This window comes from Paraburkholderia sp. BL21I4N1 (genome assembly GCF_002973525.1).
Taxonomy (GTDB): Bacteria; Pseudomonadota; Gammaproteobacteria; order Burkholderiales; family Burkholderiaceae; genus Paraburkholderia.
The window spans coordinates 379,066-397,820 of sequence record NZ_PVEN01000002.1; the positions used below are offsets into that span (position 1 = coordinate 379,066).

At 64.4% G+C, this 18,755-nt stretch carries 15 protein-coding genes; 9 read left to right on the forward strand and 6 right to left on the reverse strand.

From position 1 onward, the window contains the following. Window positions 1-142 precede the first annotated feature (142 nt). Window positions 143-484, forward strand: a complete 342-nt coding sequence (fdx, locus tag B0G83_RS07995; RefSeq protein WP_097389705.1) for an ISC system 2Fe-2S type ferredoxin — start codon at window positions 143-145, stop codon at window positions 482-484. Between the two features lie 15 nt (window positions 485-499). Continuing rightward, window positions 500-697: a Fe-S cluster assembly protein IscX gene (iscX, locus tag B0G83_RS08000; protein WP_035546481.1), complete on the forward strand. Its 198-nt coding sequence runs from the start codon at window positions 500-502 to the stop codon at window positions 695-697. Window positions 698-813: 116 nt separating this feature from the next. Here iscX and B0G83_RS08005 read toward each other — a convergent pair whose 3' ends face one another. The 6 genes from B0G83_RS08005 to B0G83_RS08030 all read right to left on the reverse strand — a co-directional run bounded on the left by B0G83_RS08005 (window position 814) and on the right by B0G83_RS08030 (window position 8,986). Then, on the reverse strand, window positions 814-1,527 hold the full coding sequence (locus B0G83_RS08005; RefSeq protein WP_105506900.1) for a glycine zipper 2TM domain-containing protein: 714 nt from the start codon (window positions 1,525-1,527) through the stop codon (window positions 814-816). Window positions 1,528-1,895: 368 nt separating this feature from the next. Next, window positions 1,896-3,422, reverse strand: a complete 1,527-nt coding sequence (gene lysS / locus B0G83_RS08010) for a lysine--tRNA ligase (protein ID WP_105506901.1) — start codon at window positions 3,420-3,422, stop codon at window positions 1,896-1,898. Window positions 3,423-3,557: 135 nt separating this feature from the next. Continuing rightward, window positions 3,558-4,662, reverse strand: a protein-coding gene (gene prfB, locus B0G83_RS08015) for a peptide chain release factor 2 (protein WP_105506902.1) whose coding sequence is annotated in 2 segments (ribosomal slippage) — window positions 3,558-4,580 and window positions 4,582-4,662 — 1,104 coding nt in all. Because the reading frame shifts where the segments join, the coding sequence is not laid out codon by codon here. Between the two features lie 181 nt (window positions 4,663-4,843). Continuing rightward, window positions 4,844-6,550 carry a single-stranded-DNA-specific exonuclease RecJ gene (gene recJ / locus B0G83_RS08020; protein ID WP_105506903.1) on the reverse strand — a complete coding sequence of 569 codons (1,707 nt, stop codon included), beginning with the start codon at window positions 6,548-6,550 and terminating at the stop codon, window positions 4,844-4,846. Window positions 6,551-6,592: 42 nt separating this feature from the next. Continuing rightward, window positions 6,593-7,681, reverse strand: coding sequence for a regulator (locus B0G83_RS08025; protein WP_105506904.1), 1,089 nt, complete (start codon window positions 7,679-7,681; stop codon window positions 6,593-6,595). Window positions 7,682-7,753: 72 nt separating this feature from the next. Continuing rightward, on the reverse strand, window positions 7,754-8,986 hold the full coding sequence (locus tag B0G83_RS08030) for an acyltransferase (protein ID WP_105506905.1): 1,233 nt from the start codon (window positions 8,984-8,986) through the stop codon (window positions 7,754-7,756). 481 nt (window positions 8,987-9,467) lie between these two features. Here B0G83_RS08030 and B0G83_RS08035 point away from each other — a divergent pair, with 481 nt between their 5' ends. The 7 genes from B0G83_RS08035 (at window position 9,468) to kdsA (ending at window position 18,708) form a co-directional block, all read left to right on the forward strand. Continuing rightward, window positions 9,468-10,721, forward strand: coding sequence for a lipoprotein-releasing ABC transporter permease subunit (locus B0G83_RS08035; RefSeq protein ID WP_105507204.1), 1,254 nt, complete (start codon window positions 9,468-9,470; stop codon window positions 10,719-10,721). Continuing rightward, window positions 10,714-11,457: a lipoprotein-releasing ABC transporter ATP-binding protein LolD gene (gene lolD, locus B0G83_RS08040; RefSeq protein ID WP_181156755.1), complete on the forward strand. Its 744-nt coding sequence runs from the start codon at window positions 10,714-10,716 to the stop codon at window positions 11,455-11,457. Before B0G83_RS08035 ends, lolD begins: the two co-directional genes overlap by 8 nt. An 82-nt stretch (window positions 11,458-11,539) precedes the next feature. After that, window positions 11,540-12,328, forward strand: coding sequence for a TatD family hydrolase (locus B0G83_RS08045; RefSeq protein WP_105506907.1), 789 nt, complete (start codon window positions 11,540-11,542; stop codon window positions 12,326-12,328). A gap of 109 nt (window positions 12,329-12,437) precedes the next feature. Then, the gene (locus B0G83_RS08050) at window positions 12,438-15,137 is read left to right on the forward strand and encodes a DNA internalization-related competence protein ComEC/Rec2 (protein WP_105506908.1); all 2,700 of its coding nucleotides are present in this window, start codon (window positions 12,438-12,440) and stop codon (window positions 15,135-15,137) included. A 77-nt stretch (window positions 15,138-15,214) separates the two neighbouring features. Further along, window positions 15,215-16,012, forward strand: coding sequence for an alpha/beta fold hydrolase (locus B0G83_RS08055; protein WP_105506909.1), 798 nt, complete (start codon window positions 15,215-15,217; stop codon window positions 16,010-16,012). Window positions 16,013-16,183: 171 nt separating this feature from the next. Further along, the gene (locus tag B0G83_RS08060) at window positions 16,184-17,857 is read left to right on the forward strand and encodes a CTP synthase (protein WP_105506910.1); all 1,674 of its coding nucleotides are present in this window, start codon (window positions 16,184-16,186) and stop codon (window positions 17,855-17,857) included. After that, a complete protein-coding gene (gene kdsA / locus B0G83_RS08065) occupies window positions 17,854-18,708 on the forward strand; it encodes a 3-deoxy-8-phosphooctulonate synthase (protein WP_105506911.1) in 855 nt (284 codons plus the stop codon). Before B0G83_RS08060 ends, kdsA begins: the two co-directional genes overlap by 4 nt. Window positions 18,709-18,755: the final 47 nt, after the last annotated feature.

An 18,755-nucleotide genomic window follows, 5' to 3' on the forward strand; every position in this document is an offset into this window, starting at 1 on the left:
AGCCGGCTTGCCTGGCAGGCGGTCGCCCTGCGCACGACACAACCGAAGCGCGTCGCGCGGACTTAAAAACTCCGCGTGACGCCAGTAAAATGGCGCGGCGCCTGCTGGCTGCCGCCGCGCCTCAGACCCAAACGGAAAATGTATGCCTCAAATCGTTGTGCTGCCTCACGTCGAACTGTGTCCGGAAGGCGCGGTGATCGATGCCGTGCCCGGCAAGAGCATTTGCGACAGCCTGCTCGAACACGGCATTGAAATCGAGCACGCGTGCGAGAAGTCGTGCGCCTGCACGACCTGCCACGTGATCGTGCGTGAGGGTTTCGCCGCCTTGACGCCGTCCGAGGAAGACGAGGACGATCTGCTGGACAAGGCGTGGGGGCTCGAACCTGCCTCGCGTCTGTCGTGCCAGGCCATGGTGCCGGCCGAGCAGGATCTGGTCGTCGAGATCCCGCGCTACTCGATCAATCACGCGAAGGAAAACCACTAACAGGAGGTTGCAGCCATGAAGTGGACCGATACGCAAGACATCGCGATGGCCCTGACTGACAAGCACCAGGACATCGATCCGCAGCAGGTGCGCTTCACCGATCTGCACCGCTGGGTCATGGAGCTGGAAGGATTCGACGACGATCCTGACCGGTCGAACGAAAAGATCCTCGAGGCGATTCAGGCGGCATGGATTGAAGACGCGGATTATTGAACGCGCTTCACCCCGTTGGCGGTAAACAGAAAAAGGCGATTCCATCTGGAATCGCCTTTTTTACGTCTGATCGGAAGCCTGGAAAGCCTGGGGAAAACTCAGGCCGTTGTCCGCCCTTAGCCTGCCACCAGCGTACCGTTCTCGATCCGCACGCGTTGGCCTTGCTGGAACGGCGGCGCTTCGTGGTATGTGAAGTAGCGGGTCTTGCCGCTTTCCATATGCACACGCACCGAATATGCGGTCGTGCTGCGGATATGTTTCTCGACCGAGTTACCGGCAAAGCCGCCGCCGAGCGCACCAAGCACCGTCATCGCGGTACGTCCGCCGCCGGCGCCGAACTGATTGCCGACCAGGCCGCCGGCCACTGCACCGCCGACCGCACCGATACCGGTGCCATGACCTTCCTGACGCACAGCCGAAATCCCGACGACCGTCCCGCAACTCGAGCAATACGCCGGTTGCTGCTGCGCGTATTGCGGCGCGGCCTGACCTTGCTGCTGTTGAGCATATTGTTGCTGCTGCGCGGGCGAGGGCGCAGGCGCGCTCGGCGCCGGTTGTTGAGCCTGCTGGACCGCTTGTGCGGACTGCTGCGCCTGTTGAGCGGGTTGCTGCGACGGGCTAGCCGGTGCCGCCGAGTCGACCACGCCCGGCTGGGTCGTGACTTGCGCGGCCTGAGTCTGGTCGTTCTGTGCGCCGTTGCTGGACGCCTTCGGGAACACCCCGGTGACGGCCGCGGTGGCGACGAGACTCGCGATGATGACTGCGCCCGCCGCCGTTGCGACGAGCGGGTGAATACGACGTGATTGCGTGGTTTGGTTCGGGTTGTCCATGTTGGCCTCCGTCTCTAGCAGAGTCGACTGTTATTGAGACTCAGTGTCGGGCAAATCGATTCCGTCAGGGTTTCAATTTGTAACGAACTACACGCAATCATCGTACCCAAAGCGCGTCGAAGGCGCGCGCAGGCTGCCAGGCGCCTTGATTCTTCGGCGTTTGCCGGAGGCAAGGGGGCGGCGCGCATAGCGCACCGCGGGCAGTTTTTACCGACGGTTACAAACCGTCAGCCGCTGCTGCCGCCGTTTTCAGCGATTTTTCCATGGCAGCATGAAAAACGCCCGGCATCGACCGGGCGTTTTTTTAGCTGCTTGCCAGATTCAGACTCAGGCGCAGAGATCGGCGCACACGAAGGCGCGCGACGATATCAGTCTTCGCGACGCAGATGCGGGAACAGAATCACGTCGCGGATGCTCGGGCTGTCGGTCAGCATCATCACCAGACGGTCGATGCCGATCCCGCATCCGCCGGCCGGCGGCATGCCGTATTCCAGTGCGCGAATGTAGTCCGCGTCGTAGAACATGGCTTCTTCGTCGCCGGCGTCTTTCTGGTCGACCTGCTTCTTGAAGCGGGCAGCCTGATCTTCCGGATCGTTCAACTCCGAGAAGCCGTTGGCGATTTCACGGCCGGTGATGAACAGCTCGAAACGCTCGGTGATGCCGGGCGCCGCGTCCGACGCGCGCGCCAGCGGCGACACTTCGACCGGGTAGTCGATGATGTAGGTCGGCTCCCACAGTTGCGATTCGGCGGTTTCTTCGAACAGCGCCAGTTGCAGCGAGCCGACGCCCGCGTTCAGGAACTGCGGCTTCGACGCGTCCACGCCGAACTTCTTCAGTTCGGTGCGCAGGAAGTCGCTGTCGGCCAGTTGATCGTTTGTGTATTGCGGCGCGTACTTCTGGATCGCCTGGGTGATCGTTAGGCGATGGAACGGCTTGGCCAGATCCAGTTCGCGACCCTGATAGGTGATCGTGGCGGTGCCGAGCGAGTCGATCGCCGCCTGGCGGATCAGTTGCTCGACGAAATCCATCAGCCACTTGTAATCGGTGTACGCCGCGTAGAACTCGATCATCGTGAATTCCGGATTGTGGCGCACGGAGACGCCTTCATTGCGGAAGTTACGGTTGATCTCGAACACGCGCTCGAAGCCGCCAACCACGAGGCGCTTCAGATACAGTTCCGGCGCGATACGCAGGAACATTTGCATGTCCAGCGCGTTGTGGTGCGTGGTGAACGGCTTGGCCGCGGCGCCGCCCGGAATCGGGTGCAGCATCGGCGTTTCGACTTCCATGAAGTCGGCCTCGGACATGAACTTGCGGATCGACGAAATCGCCTTGGTGCGCGCGACGAACGTGGCGCGCGTTTCGGGCGTGACGATCAGGTCGACGTAACGCTGGCGGTACTTCATTTCCTGGTCGGCGAGACCGTGGAACTTGTCCGGCAGCGGACGCAGCGATTTCGACAGCAGACGCAGTTCGGTGCAGCGCACCGACAGCTCGCCCTTGTTGGTGCGGAACAGCACGCCGCGTGCGGCGACGATGTCGCCCATGTCCCACTTCTTGAACGCGTCGTACGTTTCCTGACCGATGTCGGCCGGCGTGATGAAGAACTGGATCTGACCTGACCCGTCGCGTACGGTCGCAAAGCTGGCCTTGCCCATCACGCGCTTGAGCATCATGCGGCCGGCGATCGCGACTTCGAGCGGATTCGCTTCGAGCGTTTCCTTGTCGGTCTCGGCGTACTGCGTTTGCAGATCGGCGGCGTGGTGAGTGGGGCGGAAATCGTTCGGATAGGCGACGCCCTGCTCACGCAACTCGCGCAGCTTTTCGCGGCGCTCGCTCATGATCTTGTTGTCGTCGCCCTCGGGCGCCGCATTCGGCTGGGTCGGTTCGGTCATGATGGTTTGGTATTCGGTGGCCCGCGGGGAACGCCCCCCATGCGGGTGGCCAGTCAGTGTAAAAACCTCAGGCGGTAAAAAGAGGCGGCGCGGCAGTGCAGGGCATGACCCCGGACACGACCGCGCCGTGTGCGCTTAAACGCCCTGTTTCAGGCTTGCGCTGATGAACGGATCGAGGTCGCCGTCGAGCACGCTCTTGGTATTGCTGATTTCGACGTTGGTGCGCAGATCCTTGATACGGCTGTTGTCCAGCACGTACGAACGGATCTGATGACCCCAGCCCACGTCGGTCTTGCCGGCTTCGAGCTTGTCCTGCTCTTCCTGACGCTTGCGGATTTCCGCTTCGTACAGGCGCGATTTCAGCATGGCCATCGCTTCGGCGCGGTTGCGGTGCTGCGAACGGTCGTTCTGGCACTGCACGACGATGCCCGACGGCATGTGCGTGATACGCACCGCGGAGTCGGTCTTGTTGATGTGCTGACCGCCCGCGCCGGACGCGCGGTACGTGTCGATACGCAGATCGGCCGGGTTGATGTCGACTTCAATCGAGTCGTCGATTTCCGGATACACGAACACCGACGAGAACGACGTATGACGGCCGCCCGACGAGTCGAACGGCGACTTGCGCACGAGGCGGTGCACGCCGGTTTCGGTGCGCAGGAAGCCGTACGCGTATTCGCCCTCGATCTTGATCGTGGCGTTCTTGATACCCGCGACGTCGCCGTCGGTCTGTTCCAGCACTTCGGTCTTGAAGCCCTTGCGCTCGCAGTAGCGCAGGTACTGGCGTAGCAGCATGGATGCCCAGTCGCACGCCTCGGTGCCGCCGGCGCCGGCCTGGATATCCAGGAACGCGTTGTTCGGATCCGCCGGATTCGCGAACATGCGACGGAATTCCATGTCGCCGACGCGCGCTTCGAGCGCTTGCGCGTCGGTTTCGCAGGCGATCAGCGTTTCGTCGTCGGCTTCTTCACGGGCCATCTCGAACAGGTCGAGCGCGTCGCGCAGGTCGTCGTGCAGCGACGTGAGTTTGCCGACCGTGTCGTCGAGCAGCTTCTTTTCCCGGCCGAGCGCCTGGGCGTGTTTCGAGTCGTTCCAGACCGTCGGGTCTTCGAGTTCCCGGTTGACTTCGATTAGACGCAGTGCTTTGTCGTCGTAGTCAAAGATACCCCCGTAGGTCGGCCGCGCGCGCGCGCAGGTCCACCAGAGAGGCTTCGATCGCGTTGAGACGTTCCGCTTCCATGTCGATCTTTTATAGCTTCGTAAAAAGGGGAAATTATAGCCGATCGGCGCCCCCCGCCGATCACTCTTGAGCGATCCGGCGCGGGTTTGGGGTTGATTTTGCGGAGATTTTCGCGGTTTCGGGCGGGACCGCGAGCGGGGTGCCCGCCGCTCGTTCGATTCGTTCGGCTCGTTCAGCTCGTTCAGCTCGCCGCGTGTTCGACGATCAGTTGCACGCGCGACACGCCGTTCCACGTATCGCTGGCGAGCCGGTAGGCGACGGTCGTGCGCGCGGGCAGCGTATCGGTATGGTTGAACCAGATCGCGTTGAAGCGCTGGCGGCCGCGCACGAGTTGCAGCTTGAGATGTTTGTCCTTCACCAGCGCCTGCGACGCGACCTCGAATTCGCCCGAAAACACCGGCGCGGGGAAGCCTTGGCCCCACACGGCGGCGTCGAGCATTTCGACGAATTGCGGCGTGAAGTAGGCGTCTTCCAGTTCGCCGTCGGTTTCCACGGTGCGCGACAGCGCCTCGGCCGACAACCATTCGCGGCCGACCGCCTCGAACGCGGCGGTGAAGCGCGGCACGTCGGCGGCGGCGAGCGTCAGGCCCGCGGCCATTGCGTGGCCGCCGAACTTGGCGATCAGGCCGGGCTCGCGCTTTGAGATCAGATCGAGCGCGTCGCGCAGATGGAAGCCCGAAATCGAGCGGCCCGAGCCCTTGACGGTCTGGCCGCTGTCGTCGGCGAGCGCGAAGGTGAACGAGGGCCGGTGGAATTTCTCCTTCAGGCGGCCCGCGACGATGCCGATGACGCCCTGATGCCAACTGGGATTAAACAGCGTGATGGTGGTGGCGCCGTCCGGCTCGATCGCGGACAGATCTTCCAGCGCCTGCTGCTGCATGCCGGCTTCGATTTCGCGGCGCTCGCGGTTCATCGTGTCGAGCTGCTGCGCGAGTTCCCATGCGCGGCCGATGTCGTCGGTGGTCAGACATTCGATGCCGAGCGACATGTCCGACAGACGGCCCGCGGCATTCAGCCGCGGTCCGAGCGCGAAGCCGAGGTCGAAGCCCGACGCGCTGCGCGCCTCGCGCGCGGCGGCGCGAAACAGCGCGGCGATGCCCGGCTGCATCTTGCCTTTGCGGATGCGCTGCAAGCCTTGCGCGACCAGCACGCGGTTATTGCCGTCGAGCTTGACGACGTCGGCGACCGTGCCGAGCGCGACCAGATCGAGCAGGCCGTCCAGACGCGGCTCCGGACAGTCGTCGCCGAACGCGCCGCGACGCCGCAATTCCGCGCGCAACGCCAGCAGCACGTAAAACATCACGCCGACGCCGGCAATGCACTTGCTCGGGAACGTGCAGCCCGGCTGGTTCGGATTGACGATCGCGCGGGCGGCCGGCAGTTCGTCGCCGGGCAGATGGTGGTCGGTGACCAGCACGTCGATGCCGAGCGCGTTGGCCGCTTCCACGCCGTCGACGCTGGCGATGCCGTTGTCGACGGTAATCAGCAGTTCCGGTTTGCCCGACGGGTTGCGCGCAGCCAGCGCGACGATCTCCGGCGTCAGGCCGTAGCCATATTCAAAGCGGTTCGGCACCAGATAGTCGATCTGGGCGCCGAACATGCGCAGCCCGCGCACCGCGACCGCGCAGGCGGTGGCGCCGTCGCAATCGTAGTCGGCGACCACCAGCATGCGGCGCTTCTGCTGGATCGCGTCGGCGAGCAACGCGGCGGCGTCTTCGCAGCCTTTGAGGCCGGCGGGCGGCACGAGCCGCGCGAGGCCGGTTTCGATTTCATCGGGCATGCACACGCCGCGCGCCGCGTAAAGGCGCGCGAGCACCGGATGCAGGCCGTGGCGGGTGAGCACTTCGGCATCGACGGGGGAGCAGGCGCGCGTAACGATTCGTGTCATTCGGAAAGGCCGTGGGTCATGCGATCAATGTCGTGCAATCAATCATTCGATGAAGAGCGACGCGAGCACCCGCCGCCGCCAGAATTTACGCAGGTCGCCGCGCGTGACGGTGAGCGTCACCGAGCCGGTGTCGCCGCACAGGGTCAGGTCGAGTTCGCCGAGTTCGCCGGATTGCAGTGCGGCGAGCGCGGGGTCGAACCAGTCGGATTGCAGCGCGGCGAAGGCGTCGTTCCAGCGCGCCCAGTCCTGCTCGATGTAGGGCGCGGAGAAGGGATCGAGTTCGACGAGGGTAGTGCCGGTAGCGGCGCTCTGCAGCGCGCTGAACGACGCCGGCGGCGCGCCCACCTCGACACCCGCCGTCAGCGCCAGACCGCGCGTGGCCGCCGCATCCGAAAGAACCCGCGCGAACGGACTGCGCACCGGCTGCAGCGCGCCTTGCGCGTGAAACCAGATCGAGTTAACCGCCGGCAGGCCTCGCGCCTCGCGGGCTTCGTTGACCGGATGCTCGAACCAGGCCATTTGCACTTCGTTCTGTAGCTTCATCCACGCGCGCGACCGTTCGCCGGAATGCGCCTCGTGCGGCAGCCAGATTTCGATGTTGCGGCCGCTCGCGCGTAGCGGCGACGCGCCCGCCAACGTGCCGAAACCGTCGCCGGACAGATACCAGCGAGCGGGACGCGGCGCTTCGATGCGCACGCCGAGTTCTTCGATCAAGGGCCGCGCGACCGCGAGCAGCGCACCGGCTTCGTCGTCGGACAAATCGAGCGAGGCGGGATCGATCAGCACCAGATGATCGTGCGCGATACGCACATGCACCGGCTGCACGCAGGCCCATGTCGCCGCACCGGGGTCGCCGCCGTCGGCGCGCAGCATGTATGGCGCGAGCGGTGCTTCGTCGGCCGCTGGAGCGCCGCTGGGCAGCGCGCCGAATTGCCGGGCCACCCAGCGCTCGTGCGGCAGCGTGCGCTGAAAATCCTCGCCGACCACGCGTTCCACCAGCGTCGCGCGAGCGATTAGCCGGTCGAGAGCGGGACTCTGTATGTCGTGTAGCGCGGTGGAGGCGTCCGCTGCGGCGGGCAGCGCGAAGGGGAGAAGAAGATGGAGACGGTTGGCGTGCATGATGCTGCGCATTGTAGGGCAAACCATTCCGGCTTTCCGGTAATGGCCGCTTTTCCGTGCCGGGTCCGGCGGCGGCTGATTCGCTCAGTCCGGGTGAAACTTCCGCAGAAAACGGAGCACCTGCAGGCGCGCCGGCATTTCAACGAATCGGTACGAAGCCGTCGCGATCAGGAGCGAGACGCCGATGAACAGCACGCAGCGCGCGATCGCCATGCCGACGTGATCCGACAGGACGGTTTCTGGTGAAACGTGAAAGACCGGTTCGACGTTGGTGTGAACGAGGTAAAGCGAATAGCTGATCTCGCCGATGAACAGCAACGGGGCAAACGTCAACACGCGTGAAGCGAACGCCTCGCTTCGGCTGAGAAAGAAGATGGCCGGGGGCACGGCGGCGACATAGCCGATATTCGTCGCGTTATCTTCGAACAGACGGGGCGCGTGAAACACGGACTCGCTGCCGAACGACACGACGATATAAGCGATACCCGCGAGCCCGGTGAGCATTCCAAGCCGCCGCACGAGACTCGGCACGGGCGCGTTTCTGGCCAGCCAGATTTCGGCGAGACCCAGACCGGCAAAGAATTCAAAACAGCGGCCGTACGGCGAGTAGTAGATAAGCCAATAGTCGACGCTGAGCGTCGGCGACACACCGAATTTGCCGCCGATCCAACTCTGCACGGCCGGCATTGAAGCGATCGCGATAAACAACGTGCGGCAGGCTACGCTTGCGATCACCACCATCACGCCGCGTGCCACGGAAGGCCCGCTCTTGCCACGCAAGATGATGACAGGCACGAAGACGAGATAGAAAAAAAGCTCGGCGCTTATCGACCACGCGGGGTTGCCGTAGTACTGCGATACGCTGACGTTGATGCCATTGATGACCGCGTAGAACCAGGTCTGCACACCGATCAGGTAGAGCGGCAACGTGGTCATAAAGGTCGACGCGGAGGCGGCATCGCCCGTCGCGATAGACCTCGCGATGTTGAGCCCGAAGTTGAACAGCACATACACGATCAGCAGGGGGTAGAGACGTGCTATCCGCGCGAAGATGAAGCGGACCGTGCCGGCCGAAGGCGAACTCGCGATTCGGTGAGCATAGTTGTAATACATCACAAAGCCGCTCAGCACGAAGAATACCGTCATGCCGAGCAGCCCGGTCTTTACGAACGCCGGCCGGGCCGACGAATGTCCGATCTGCGGCAACAGTAACGCGAGGTGATTGACGACGATCAACAGGGCCGCCAACCCTCGCAGGCTCGTCAGGGGCAGAATTTCGGGACGCTCCGAGGTGCCGGTGGGGTGGCTATTTGTCATTGGTGGCCGCTGAGTCAGCTCGCGCGGCGCATTCCGCACGCCGCGCGATTTTACGGTAGATACGCTGTCCGTCTATCTGCCGGGTATGAGCTTGACCGAAGCGCCGGATGGCCAAACAAGCCTTGCCGGGAAAAAGCGGAGCTGAAAGGTAAAGAGTGCGAGTATTCAACACGCTGCGTGAGCGCTATAACCTGCTTTAGCAGCGGCCGCGAGGCCGGAGTCGGCGAGTCCGCGGGATTGTATGGCAAACTTCGCGCTTGATCGGCGGTGACGACCGCAATGGCCGGCTTTCAGACAACAATGAGAGGCGGCACGGAGCGGCGGCGGTGAACGGTGGCGCGCGCCTTGCTACGCGCTGGCGCGCCGCGCCGGAACCATCCGCGTCGCCGCGACACCAATGATCAATACGCTCGGGCCGCACGACAGGCGCTTCACGCCCGCGTGCGCGGCACAAAGCCGAAGAACGCAGAAAAGGATTCGCTTGAAATTTCCCTACGAATGGCAGATTGGCTGGCGCTACACCCGCGCCGGCAAACGCACGACCGGCAACGGCTTCATCTCCTTCATCGCGCTGGTGTCGATGTCCGGCATCGCGCTCGGCGTCGCGGCGCTGATCGTCGTGTTGTCGGTGATGAACGGGTTCCAGAAAGAGGTGCGCGACCGCATGTTGTCGGTGCTCGCGCACGTCGAAATTTTTTCGCCGACCGGCTCGATGCCCAACTGGCAACTGACCGCGCAGGAAGCGCGTCAAAACAAGGAGGTCATCGGCGCGGCGCCGTACGTCGAGGCGCAGGCGCTGCTCACGCGTCAGGATGCCGTGAGCGGGGTGGCGCTGCGCGGCGTCGAGCCGTCGCTGGAGCCTGAAGTGTCCGACATCGGTAAGGAGATGAAAGGCGGCACGCTGAACGCGCTGGTTCCGGGCGACTTCGGCATCGTGCTGGGGGCCGATCTCGCCACCAATCTCGGCGTGCAGGTCAACGACAAGATCACGCTGGTCGCGCCCGAAGGCACCATCACGCCCGCCGGCATGCTGCCGCGGCTGAAGCAGTTCACCGTGGTGGGCATCTTCGAATCCGGGCATTACGAGTACGACAGCACGCTTGCGCTAATCAATATCAAAGACGCGCAGGCGCTGTTCCGGCTGCCCGCGCCGACCGGTGTGCGCTTGCGCCTGACCGACATGCAGCGCGCGCCGGAGGTCGCGCACCAGCTCGCCCGGACCTTGTCTGGCGACCTCTATATTCGCGACTGGACGCAGCAGAACAAGACCTGGTTCTCGGCGGTGCAGATCGAAAAACGCATGATGTTCATCATCCTCACGCTCATCATCGCGGTGGCGGCGTTCAATCTGGTGTCGTCGCTGGTCATGACCGTGACCAACAAGCAGGCCGATATCGCGATTCTGCGTACGCTCGGCGCGCAGCCTCGCTCGATCATGAAGATCTTCGTGGTGCAGGGCGTGACGATCGGCTTTATCGGCACGGCGACGGGCGTGGCGCTCGGCTGCCTGATCGCGTGGAGCATTCCATGGCTCGTGCCGATGATCGAACACGTGCTCGGCGTGCAATTCCTGCCGCCGTCGGTGTACTTCATCAACGAACTGCCGTCGGAACTGATTCCGGCCGACGTCGCGCGGATCGGCATCATCGCCTTCCTGATGTCGGCGCTGGCAACGCTTTACCCGAGCTGGCGCGGTGCGAAAGTCCGTCCTGCGGAGGCGCTGCGCTATGAATGACCGAACCGCGACTTTACCCATGACTTCTCAGGACAACGCGCCGTATCCGTACGTGCTCGAAGCAACCGGCATTTCCAAGGCGTTCGTGCAGGGCGGTTTGAACGTGCAGGTGCTCAACAATACGCAACTGAGCGTGCGCCGCGGCGAGAAACTGGCAATCGTCGGCGCGTCGGGTTCCGGCAAGAGCACGTTGCTGCATGTGCTCGGCGGGCTCGACGATCCGAGCGCGGGCCAAGTGTCCGTGATGGGCAAGCCGTTCACGAAACTCTCCGAGCGCGAGCGCAACGACCTGCGCAATCGCGCGCTGGGTTTCGTCTATCAGTTCCACCATTTGCTACCGGAATTCACCGCGCTCGACAACGTCGCCATGCCGCTGCGGATTCGTCGCTTGCCGACCGAAGTCGCACGCCGCGAAGCGCTCGCGGTGCTGGAGCGGGTCGGCATGGGGCATCGCGCGAAACATCGGCCGGGCGAGTTGTCCGGTGGCGAGCGTCAGCGGGTGGCGATTGCACGGGCGCTGGTGACCAAACCCGCCTGCGTGCTCGCCGATGAACCGACCGGCAATCTCGACGGCGGCACCGCCGATACCGTGTTCAATTTGATGCTCGAACTGTCGCAGACCATGGAGACCAGCTTCGTGATCGTCACGCACGATCCCGAACTGGCTGGACGTTGCGACCGCATCATGCGGTTGCGCGAAGGCGTGCTCCATGAAGAGCCGCCGGTGCCGGTTTGAGCGGTCGGTGACGCTGGCGATCTGATCGTTTCATCGTCTTGTTTTCTGATCGCCTAACGCTGCGCGCATAGCCGGACACGCCATGTGGATCGATACCCACTGTCATCTCGATGCTTCCGAATTCGACGCCGACCGCGATGCCGTCGCGGCGTCGGCGCGCGCGGCAGGCGTCGGACGGATCGTGATTCCCGCGATCGGTCGCCAGAACTTCGCGGCGGTGCGTGAGCTGGCGCATCGGGTGGAAGGCGGCGCGTACGCGCTCGGCATTCATCCGTTGTTTACGCCGGGCGCGCAGGACAGCGACCTCGACTTGCTGCGCATGGAGATCGAGGCGAGTCTGGACGATCCGTTGTTCGTCGGCATCGGCGAGATTGGGCTCGACTATTTCGTCGACGGTCTCGACGATGCGCGCCAGCAGTTTTTCTACAACGGACAACTGCAACTCGCGCGCGAATTCGATTTGCCGGTGATTTGCCATGTGCGCAAATCGCAGGACCAGGTGATCGCGGGGCTGCGGCGGCAGCAGATTCATCGCGGCATCGCGCACGCGTTCAACGGAAGTTTTCAGCAGGCGCAAGCCTATCTCGATCAGGGCATGCATCTCGGCTTCGGCGGCAATCTGACGTTCGAGCGCGCGCGGCAAATTCGCCGGCTTGCCGAGCAATTGCCGTTCGATGCGCTGGTCGTCGAAACCGATGCACCGGACATTGCACCTTCGTGGATCTATAAACAGCGCAACGCGCCGGACCAGATTCCGGCGATCGGCGCGGGCCTCGCGCAACTGCGCGGCATGAGCGCCGACGAAGCCGCCCTAGGCACAACGGCTAACGCGCTCGCCGCCTTGCCGCGGCTGGCGCTTTCCTCTGCATAATCGACACGTTGATCTGAAGGGTTCGCGCCGGGCGATATCCACGTCCGGCGGGCTGGCCGACGCCTGTCGTTGACGTTGTGCCGTCTGGCGATGGCTGGACGGAGGGCGTATGCGGGCGTGGTGGTGCGGATTTGCGTTGGGCGTGGTGGGGTTGCAGCGGCAGGCCGTGTTGCCGGGCGGGTGGCTGTGGTTTGGGCTGCTTGCGGTTGGGGGTTTGGGGGTGGGTGTCGCGGTTTGGGCCGCGACGCCTGCCTGCGCACGAAACGTCCGCGTACACGCCATCGGCTGCAACACGCGTCTGCGGACGTTTGCCCTCTGGACCGGCATCTGGTGCGCGGCAATCTGCGCCGGCTTCGGCTACGCCGCGTGGCGCGCCGAAGTACGGCTCGCGGTGAGCTTGCCGAACGACTGGGAAGGCCGCGACGTCGTCGTGACCGGTAGCATCAAAGGCCTGCCGTCGCGCGACGAAAAGGGCGCCCGGTTTCTATTCGAGGTCGAGTCGGCCGACGCGCCGATCGTCGCCTTTCCTCGCGTGATTCAATTGGCTTGGATCGCCCAGCAAGCGGCGGCGCCTGCGCCTCCGCTCGAGCCGGGTGAGCGCTGGCGTCTGACGGTGCGTCTCAAACGTCCGCACGGCAACGCGAACTTCGGCGTGCGCGACGCCGAAGCCAACCTGCTCGCCCGCAACGTGCGCGCGACCGGCTACGTGAGCGCCCCGGCTTTGGCGTCGCGCTTGCCGGGCGCAGCGCACGGGGTCGGCGTCACGGTGGATCGCTGGCGCGCGGCCTTGCGCGCACGGATCGACGCCGTGCTCGCCGACGCGCCGCATCGCGGCATCGTCGTGGCGCTGGCGATCGGCGCGCAGGACGAAGTCAGCGCGGCGGACTGGCTGTTGATGCGCGGCACCGGCACGAGTCATCTGGTGGCGATCTCGGGTTTGCACATCGGCTTCGCCGCGGGTCTTGCCGGATGGCTGGCGGGCTCGTTGTGGCGGCGCTCGGGCTGGATCGGCGATCACTGGCCGTTGTGCTTGCCCGCTCAGATCGTCGCGGCGGCGGCCGGCGCGCTGTTCGCGGCCCTGCATGCCGCGTTGGCCGGCTTCAACGTGCCGGCGCAGCGCGCACTATGGATGGCCGGTGTCCTCGCGTTGGCGTTTGTCAGCGGCCGCCATGTCGCCCGTTCGATGGTGCTGGCGTGGGCGCTGGGACTAGTGCTGCTGATCGATCCGTGGGCGGTGGTGTCGGCGGGATTCTGGTTGTCGTTCTGCGCGGTGGCGGCGATTCTGTTCGCGGTGTCGGGGCGGCCGCGCGTGCAGGATCATGAACAACATCGCGTGGCAGAGGGCGATGAAGCCGACGCCGTCGCAGCGAACCGGTGGTCGAGCGCGCGCGCCGGTTTGCGGCGCCGTGCCCGGGCTGTCATCGAACGGCTGCGTAGCGCCGCGCACGTGCAGTTCGCGGTCACCGTCGCGCTTGCGCCGCTTACCGTCTACTGGTTCGCGCAGATCCCGCTGATCGGCCCGCTCGCGAACGCGTTCGCGATTCCGTGGGTGAGCCTGCTCGTCACGCCGGCGGTGCTGGCCGGCGTCGCGCTGCCCGCGCCGTTCGACGCCTACCTGTTCCAGGGCGCGCACGCGCTGCTCGATGGGCTGGCGTCGGCTTTGCGGATGCTGTCCGCTCCCGCGTGGGCGGTCTGGCGGTTGCCGCAACCGGACGCCTGGACGCTGGCCGCAGCAGCGATCGGCGTGCTCTGGTGTCTGGCGCCGCGCGGCTGGCCGTTGCGCTGGGCCGCGCCGCTCACCTGGTTGCCGCTGCTGATGCCGCCGCCCAACGGACCTGCGCCCGGAACTTTCCGTCTGACCGCGCTGGACGTCGGTCAGGGCACGTCGGTGCTGATCGAAACCGCCCATCACACGCTGCTGTTCGACGCCGGGCCGGGACCGGAATCGACCCACGCGGGCGAGCGCGTGGTCGTGCCGTTTTTGCAGGCGCGTGGCGTCAACGCGCTCGATACGCTCGTCATCAGCCACGCCGATTCCGATCACTCGGGCGGCGCGCCCGCCGTGTTCGAGGCGATCGAGGTTCGCCAGATGGTGGCGGCGCTGGCGCCGGAGAACGCGTTGTGGTCGAACGCGAAGCAGCACGGCGCCGACACGCTGCCGTGCGCCGCGGGGCAGCGCTGGCAGTGGGACGACGTCGAGTTCGCGATGCTGTGGCCGGATGCCGGGCCGCTGCAAGGTAAGCCGAATGCGCATGCTTGTGTGCTGCGGGTGAGTACGTTGGAGGCGTCGGACGGGCCGGGCTCGGATTCGCTGGGTGCTTCGGGCGTTGGCCCGCGGTGGGCTGCGCCGCTCGCGGCCTCGGACGGCACCTCGGCGGCGCCGTCCACCGCGCCCGTTCAAACGGCGCCCCCGCGTGTCGCGGCCTTGCTGACGGCGGACATCGAGGCGCCGGTCGAACGCGTGCTGCTCGCGCGCGCCCCCGACGCGTTGCGCGCGCAGGTGCTGGTCGTGCCGCATCACGGCAGCAAGACCTCATCGACCGAACCGTTCCTCGACTCTATCGAACCGCTCGTCGCGCTATTTCAGGTAGGCTATCGCAACCGTTTTCATCATCCGGACGCGGGCGTATTCGAGCGCTATCGGGCAAGGCGGATCGAGCTCGGGCGCAGCGATACGGATGGCGCGGTGCGTGTCGAGGTCGAGGCTGATCCGGCGCGTGGCGCGCCTGCCCACTCGGGCACGCAAGGCGTCAGGCTGACGCTCGAACGTTATCGCGACGTGCGGCGCCGCTACTGGATGGATCGCTGACCGCAGCGTCAACTGGATCGTCGAAAAGTGGCCAACCACCGGGCCCGCAAGAAAAAACAGAACGGAGAGAGCCGCAGTTGAAAAACATCATTCACTTCTCGCACGCGAACGGTTTTCCGGCGTCGACCTACCGGACAATCTTCGCCGAACTCGCCGACGACTACGAGCTGCGCTCCATCGAGCGCATCGGTCACGACGCGCGTTACCCGGTGACCCAGGACTGGCCGCATCTGGTCGAGCAGCTGCTCGACGACATCGGTCGCGCGTATGAACAGCCGGTGTGGCTGGTGGGGCATTCGCTCGGCGGCTATCTGTCGCTGATGGCCGCGCTGAAAAAGCCGCAGTGGGTGAGGGGCGTGGTGATGCTCGATTCGCCGGTGATCGCCGGCTGGCGCAGTAGCATGTTGCGCGTGTCGCAATGGACCGGCCTCGACGAGCGCCTGTCACCCGCGGCCGCCACCCGCACGCGACGCACCCAATGGGCGAGCCGCGACGAGGCGTGGCGCCATTTCCATTCGAAGCCGGCGTTCGCGCGCTGGGACGAACGCATGTTGTCCGATTACATCGACTTCGGGATTCCGCAAACCTCGATCGACGGTGCGCGGGCGCTGGCGTTCGATCGCCGTACCGAATATCAGATCTACAAGACCTTGCCGCATACGCTCGGCTCGCGGCTCGCCCGGGGCGCGCCGGTGCCGGTGGGGTTCATCGCGGGCACGCGGTCGAAGGAAATTCGCCAGGCCGGTCTCGATGCGACCCGCCGCGCGACCGGCGGTCATGTGGAGTGGATCGAGGGCAGCCATCTGTATCCGATGGAAAAACCGCTCGAAACCGCCCGCGCCGTGCAGCGGATGTTGCGCGAGCTGGAACGGTGAGCCTGACTCGGGGCCGTGGGCCGCGATAACGCCGGGACGGAAAAACAGTGCATGATCGGCGTGGCGCAAGGGCCGCCGCCATGACACAGTCACATGCAGATGTCGCTCGGATTTTGCTGGGTTGAGACCCTGCTTTACGGTATAATCCGTTTTTCCCGCGAGCATCCAGCGATGACCAAATATGTTTTCGTCACCGGCGGCGTAGTATCTTCCCTCGGCAAGGGTATTGCCGCCGCTTCCCTCGCCGCGATCCTCGAATCGCGCGGTCTTAAAGTCACCCTCCTCAAGCTCGATCCGTACATCAACGTCGACCCCGGCACGATGAGCCCGTTTCAACACGGCGAAGTGTTCGTTACGGAAGACGGAGCAGAGACCGACCTCGACCTTGGCCACTATGAGCGCTTCATCAGCACGAAGATGCGCAAGGCCAATAACTTCACCACCGGCCAGATTTACGAATCGGTAATCCGCAAGGAACGCCGCGGCGATTATCTCGGCAAGACGGTGCAGGTCATCCCGCACATCACGAATGAAATTCAGGCGTTCGTCGAACGTGGCGCAGCGTCGGCCACCTGCGGCGAGCCCGACGTCGCGATCGTCGAAGTGGGCGGCACGGTGGGCGACATCGAATCGCTGCCGTTCCTCGAAGCCGCACGTCAAATGAGCCTGCGCATGGGCCGTAACAGCGCGTGCTTCGTGCACCTCACGCTGGTGCCGTGGGTTGCCACGGCTGGCGAGCTGAAGACCAAGCCCACCCAGCACAGCGTTCAGAAGCTGCGCGAAATCGGCATTTCGCCGCACGTGCTGCTGTGCCGTGCCGACCGCCGCATTCCGGACGACGAGCGCGCCAAGATCTCGATGTTCTCGAACGTGCCGGAAGATGCGGTGATCTCCGTGTGGGACGCCGACAGCATCTACAAGATTCCGCAAATGCTGCATGACCAGGGCCTCGACGCGATTATCTGCGAAGAGCTCAAGCTCTCGCCGAAGGCCGCCGACCTGTCCATGTGGTCCGACCTGGTCGACAAGCTCGAGCATCCGAAGCACGAAGTCACGATCGGCATGGTCGGCAAGTACGTCGACCTGACCGAGTCGTACAAGTCGCTGATCGAAGCGTTGCGCCATGCGTCGATGCATACGTCGACCAAGGTCAACATCGAGTACATCGATTCGGAAGAAGTCGAGACGCACGGCGTCGACAGCCTCCGGCATCTCGATGCGGTGCTCGTGCCGGGCGGTTTCGGCCGTCGCGGTACCGAAGGCAAGATCGCCGCGATCCGCTATGCGCGTGAAGCGAAAGTGCCGTACCTCGGCATCTGCCTCGGCATGCAGCTGGCCGTGATCGAATTCGCCCGCGACGTGGTCGGCCTGAAGAACGCGAACAGCACCGAGTTCGATCCGGAAACGGAGAACCGTGTGGTCGCGTTGATCACCGAGTGGTACGACCGCGAAGGCAAGGTCGAGAAGCGCACCGAAGAATCCGATCTGGGCGGCACCATGCGCCTCGGTTCGCAGCGTTGCCCGATCAAGCCCGGCACGATGGCCGAAGAGATCTATGGCAAGGATGTGAACGAACGCCATCGTCACCGTTATGAAGTCAATAACCGCTTCGTGCCCCAACTCGAAGCCGGCGGCCTTATCATCAGCGCCCGTACCCCGAGTGAAGATCTGCCGGAAATGATGGAATTGCCGCGCAGCATGCACCCGTGGTTCGTCGGGGTGCAGTTCCACCCGGAATTCACGTCCACGCCGCGTGACGGCCATCCGCTGTTCAAGTCGTTCGTCGAAGCGGCGCTCGCGGGTCAGCAGTCCCGCACGGCGGCCGAAGTCGGGGAGAAAGCATGAAACTGGGCGATTTCGAAATCGGGCTCGACAAGCCGTTTTTCCTGATCGCAGGCACCTGTGTCGTCGAATCCGAACAGATGACGATCGACACGGCGGGCCGGCTGAAGGAAATCTGCACGAAGCTGAACATTCCGTTCATTTACAAATCGTCGTATGACAAAGCCAATCGCAGCAGCGGCAAGTCGTTCCGCGGTCTGGGCATGGACGAAGGTTTGCGGATCCTGTCGGAAGTGAAGCGTCAGCTCGGTCTGCCGGTGCTGACCGATGTTCACGCCGAGCACGAGATCGAGCAGGTCGCGTCGGTGGTCGACGTGCTGCAAACGCCCGCTTTCCTGTGCCGTCAAACGGACTTCATTCATGCTTGCGCGCGTTCGGGCAAACCGGTCAACATCAAGAAAGGCCAGTTTCTCGCACCGGGCGACATGAAGAACGTGATCGACAAGGCGCGTGATGCCGCGCGCGAAGCCGGTCTGTCGGAAGACCGCTTCATGGCGTGCGAACGCGGCGTGTCGTTCGGCTATAACAACCTCGTTTCGGACATGCGGTCGCTTGCGATCATGCGCGAAACTCACGCGCCGATCGTGTTCGACGCGACCCACTCGGTGCAGTTGCCGGGCGGGCAGGGCACGAGCTCGGGCGGTCAGCGCGAATTCGTGCCGGTGCTGGCGCGTGCCGCGGTGGCGGTCGGTGTGTCGGGGCTCTTCATGGAGACGCACCCGAATCCGGCCGAAGCCAAGTCGGACGGTCCGAACGCCGTGCCGTTGCATCGCATGGCCGACCTGCTCGAGACGCTGGTTACGCTCGATCAGGCCGTCAAGCGCGCGCCGTTCCTCGAAAGCAATTTCAACTGATTCAGGCATTCGTCGCGTGTCACGATCGGCTTGCATAATGAGCGCGA

What these genes read in the sequence shown, in the direction of transcription:
- fdx (WP_097389705.1), top strand. Translation starts at nt 143, where the DNA reads ATGCCTCAAATCGTTGTGCTGCCTCACGTCGAACTGTGTCCGGAAGGC.
- iscX (WP_035546481.1), top strand. Translation starts at nt 500, where the DNA reads ATGAAGTGGACCGATACGCAAGACATCGCGATGGCCCTGACTGACAAG.
- B0G83_RS08005 (WP_105506900.1), bottom strand. Translation starts at nt 1,527, where the DNA reads ATGGACAACCCGAACCAAACCACGCAATCACGTCGTATTCACCCGCTC.
- lysS (WP_105506901.1), bottom strand. Translation starts at nt 3,422, where the DNA reads ATGACCGAACCGACCCAGCCGAATGCGGCGCCCGAGGGCGACGACAAC.
- recJ (WP_105506903.1), bottom strand. Translation starts at nt 6,550, where the DNA reads ATGACACGAATCGTTACGCGCGCCTGCTCCCCCGTCGATGCCGAAGTG.
- B0G83_RS08025 (WP_105506904.1), bottom strand. Translation starts at nt 7,681, where the DNA reads ATGCGCAGCATCATGCACGCCAACCGTCTCCATCTTCTTCTCCCCTTC.
- B0G83_RS08030 (WP_105506905.1), bottom strand. Translation starts at nt 8,986, where the DNA reads ATGACAAATAGCCACCCCACCGGCACCTCGGAGCGTCCCGAAATTCTG.
- lolD (WP_181156755.1), top strand. Translation starts at nt 10,714, where the DNA reads ATGAATGACCGAACCGCGACTTTACCCATGACTTCTCAGGACAACGCG.
- B0G83_RS08045 (WP_105506907.1), top strand. Translation starts at nt 11,540, where the DNA reads ATGTGGATCGATACCCACTGTCATCTCGATGCTTCCGAATTCGACGCC.
- B0G83_RS08050 (WP_105506908.1), top strand. Translation starts at nt 12,438, where the DNA reads ATGCGGGCGTGGTGGTGCGGATTTGCGTTGGGCGTGGTGGGGTTGCAG.
- B0G83_RS08060 (WP_105506910.1), top strand. Translation starts at nt 16,184, where the DNA reads ATGACCAAATATGTTTTCGTCACCGGCGGCGTAGTATCTTCCCTCGGC.
- kdsA (WP_105506911.1), top strand. Translation starts at nt 17,854, where the DNA reads ATGAAACTGGGCGATTTCGAAATCGGGCTCGACAAGCCGTTTTTCCTG.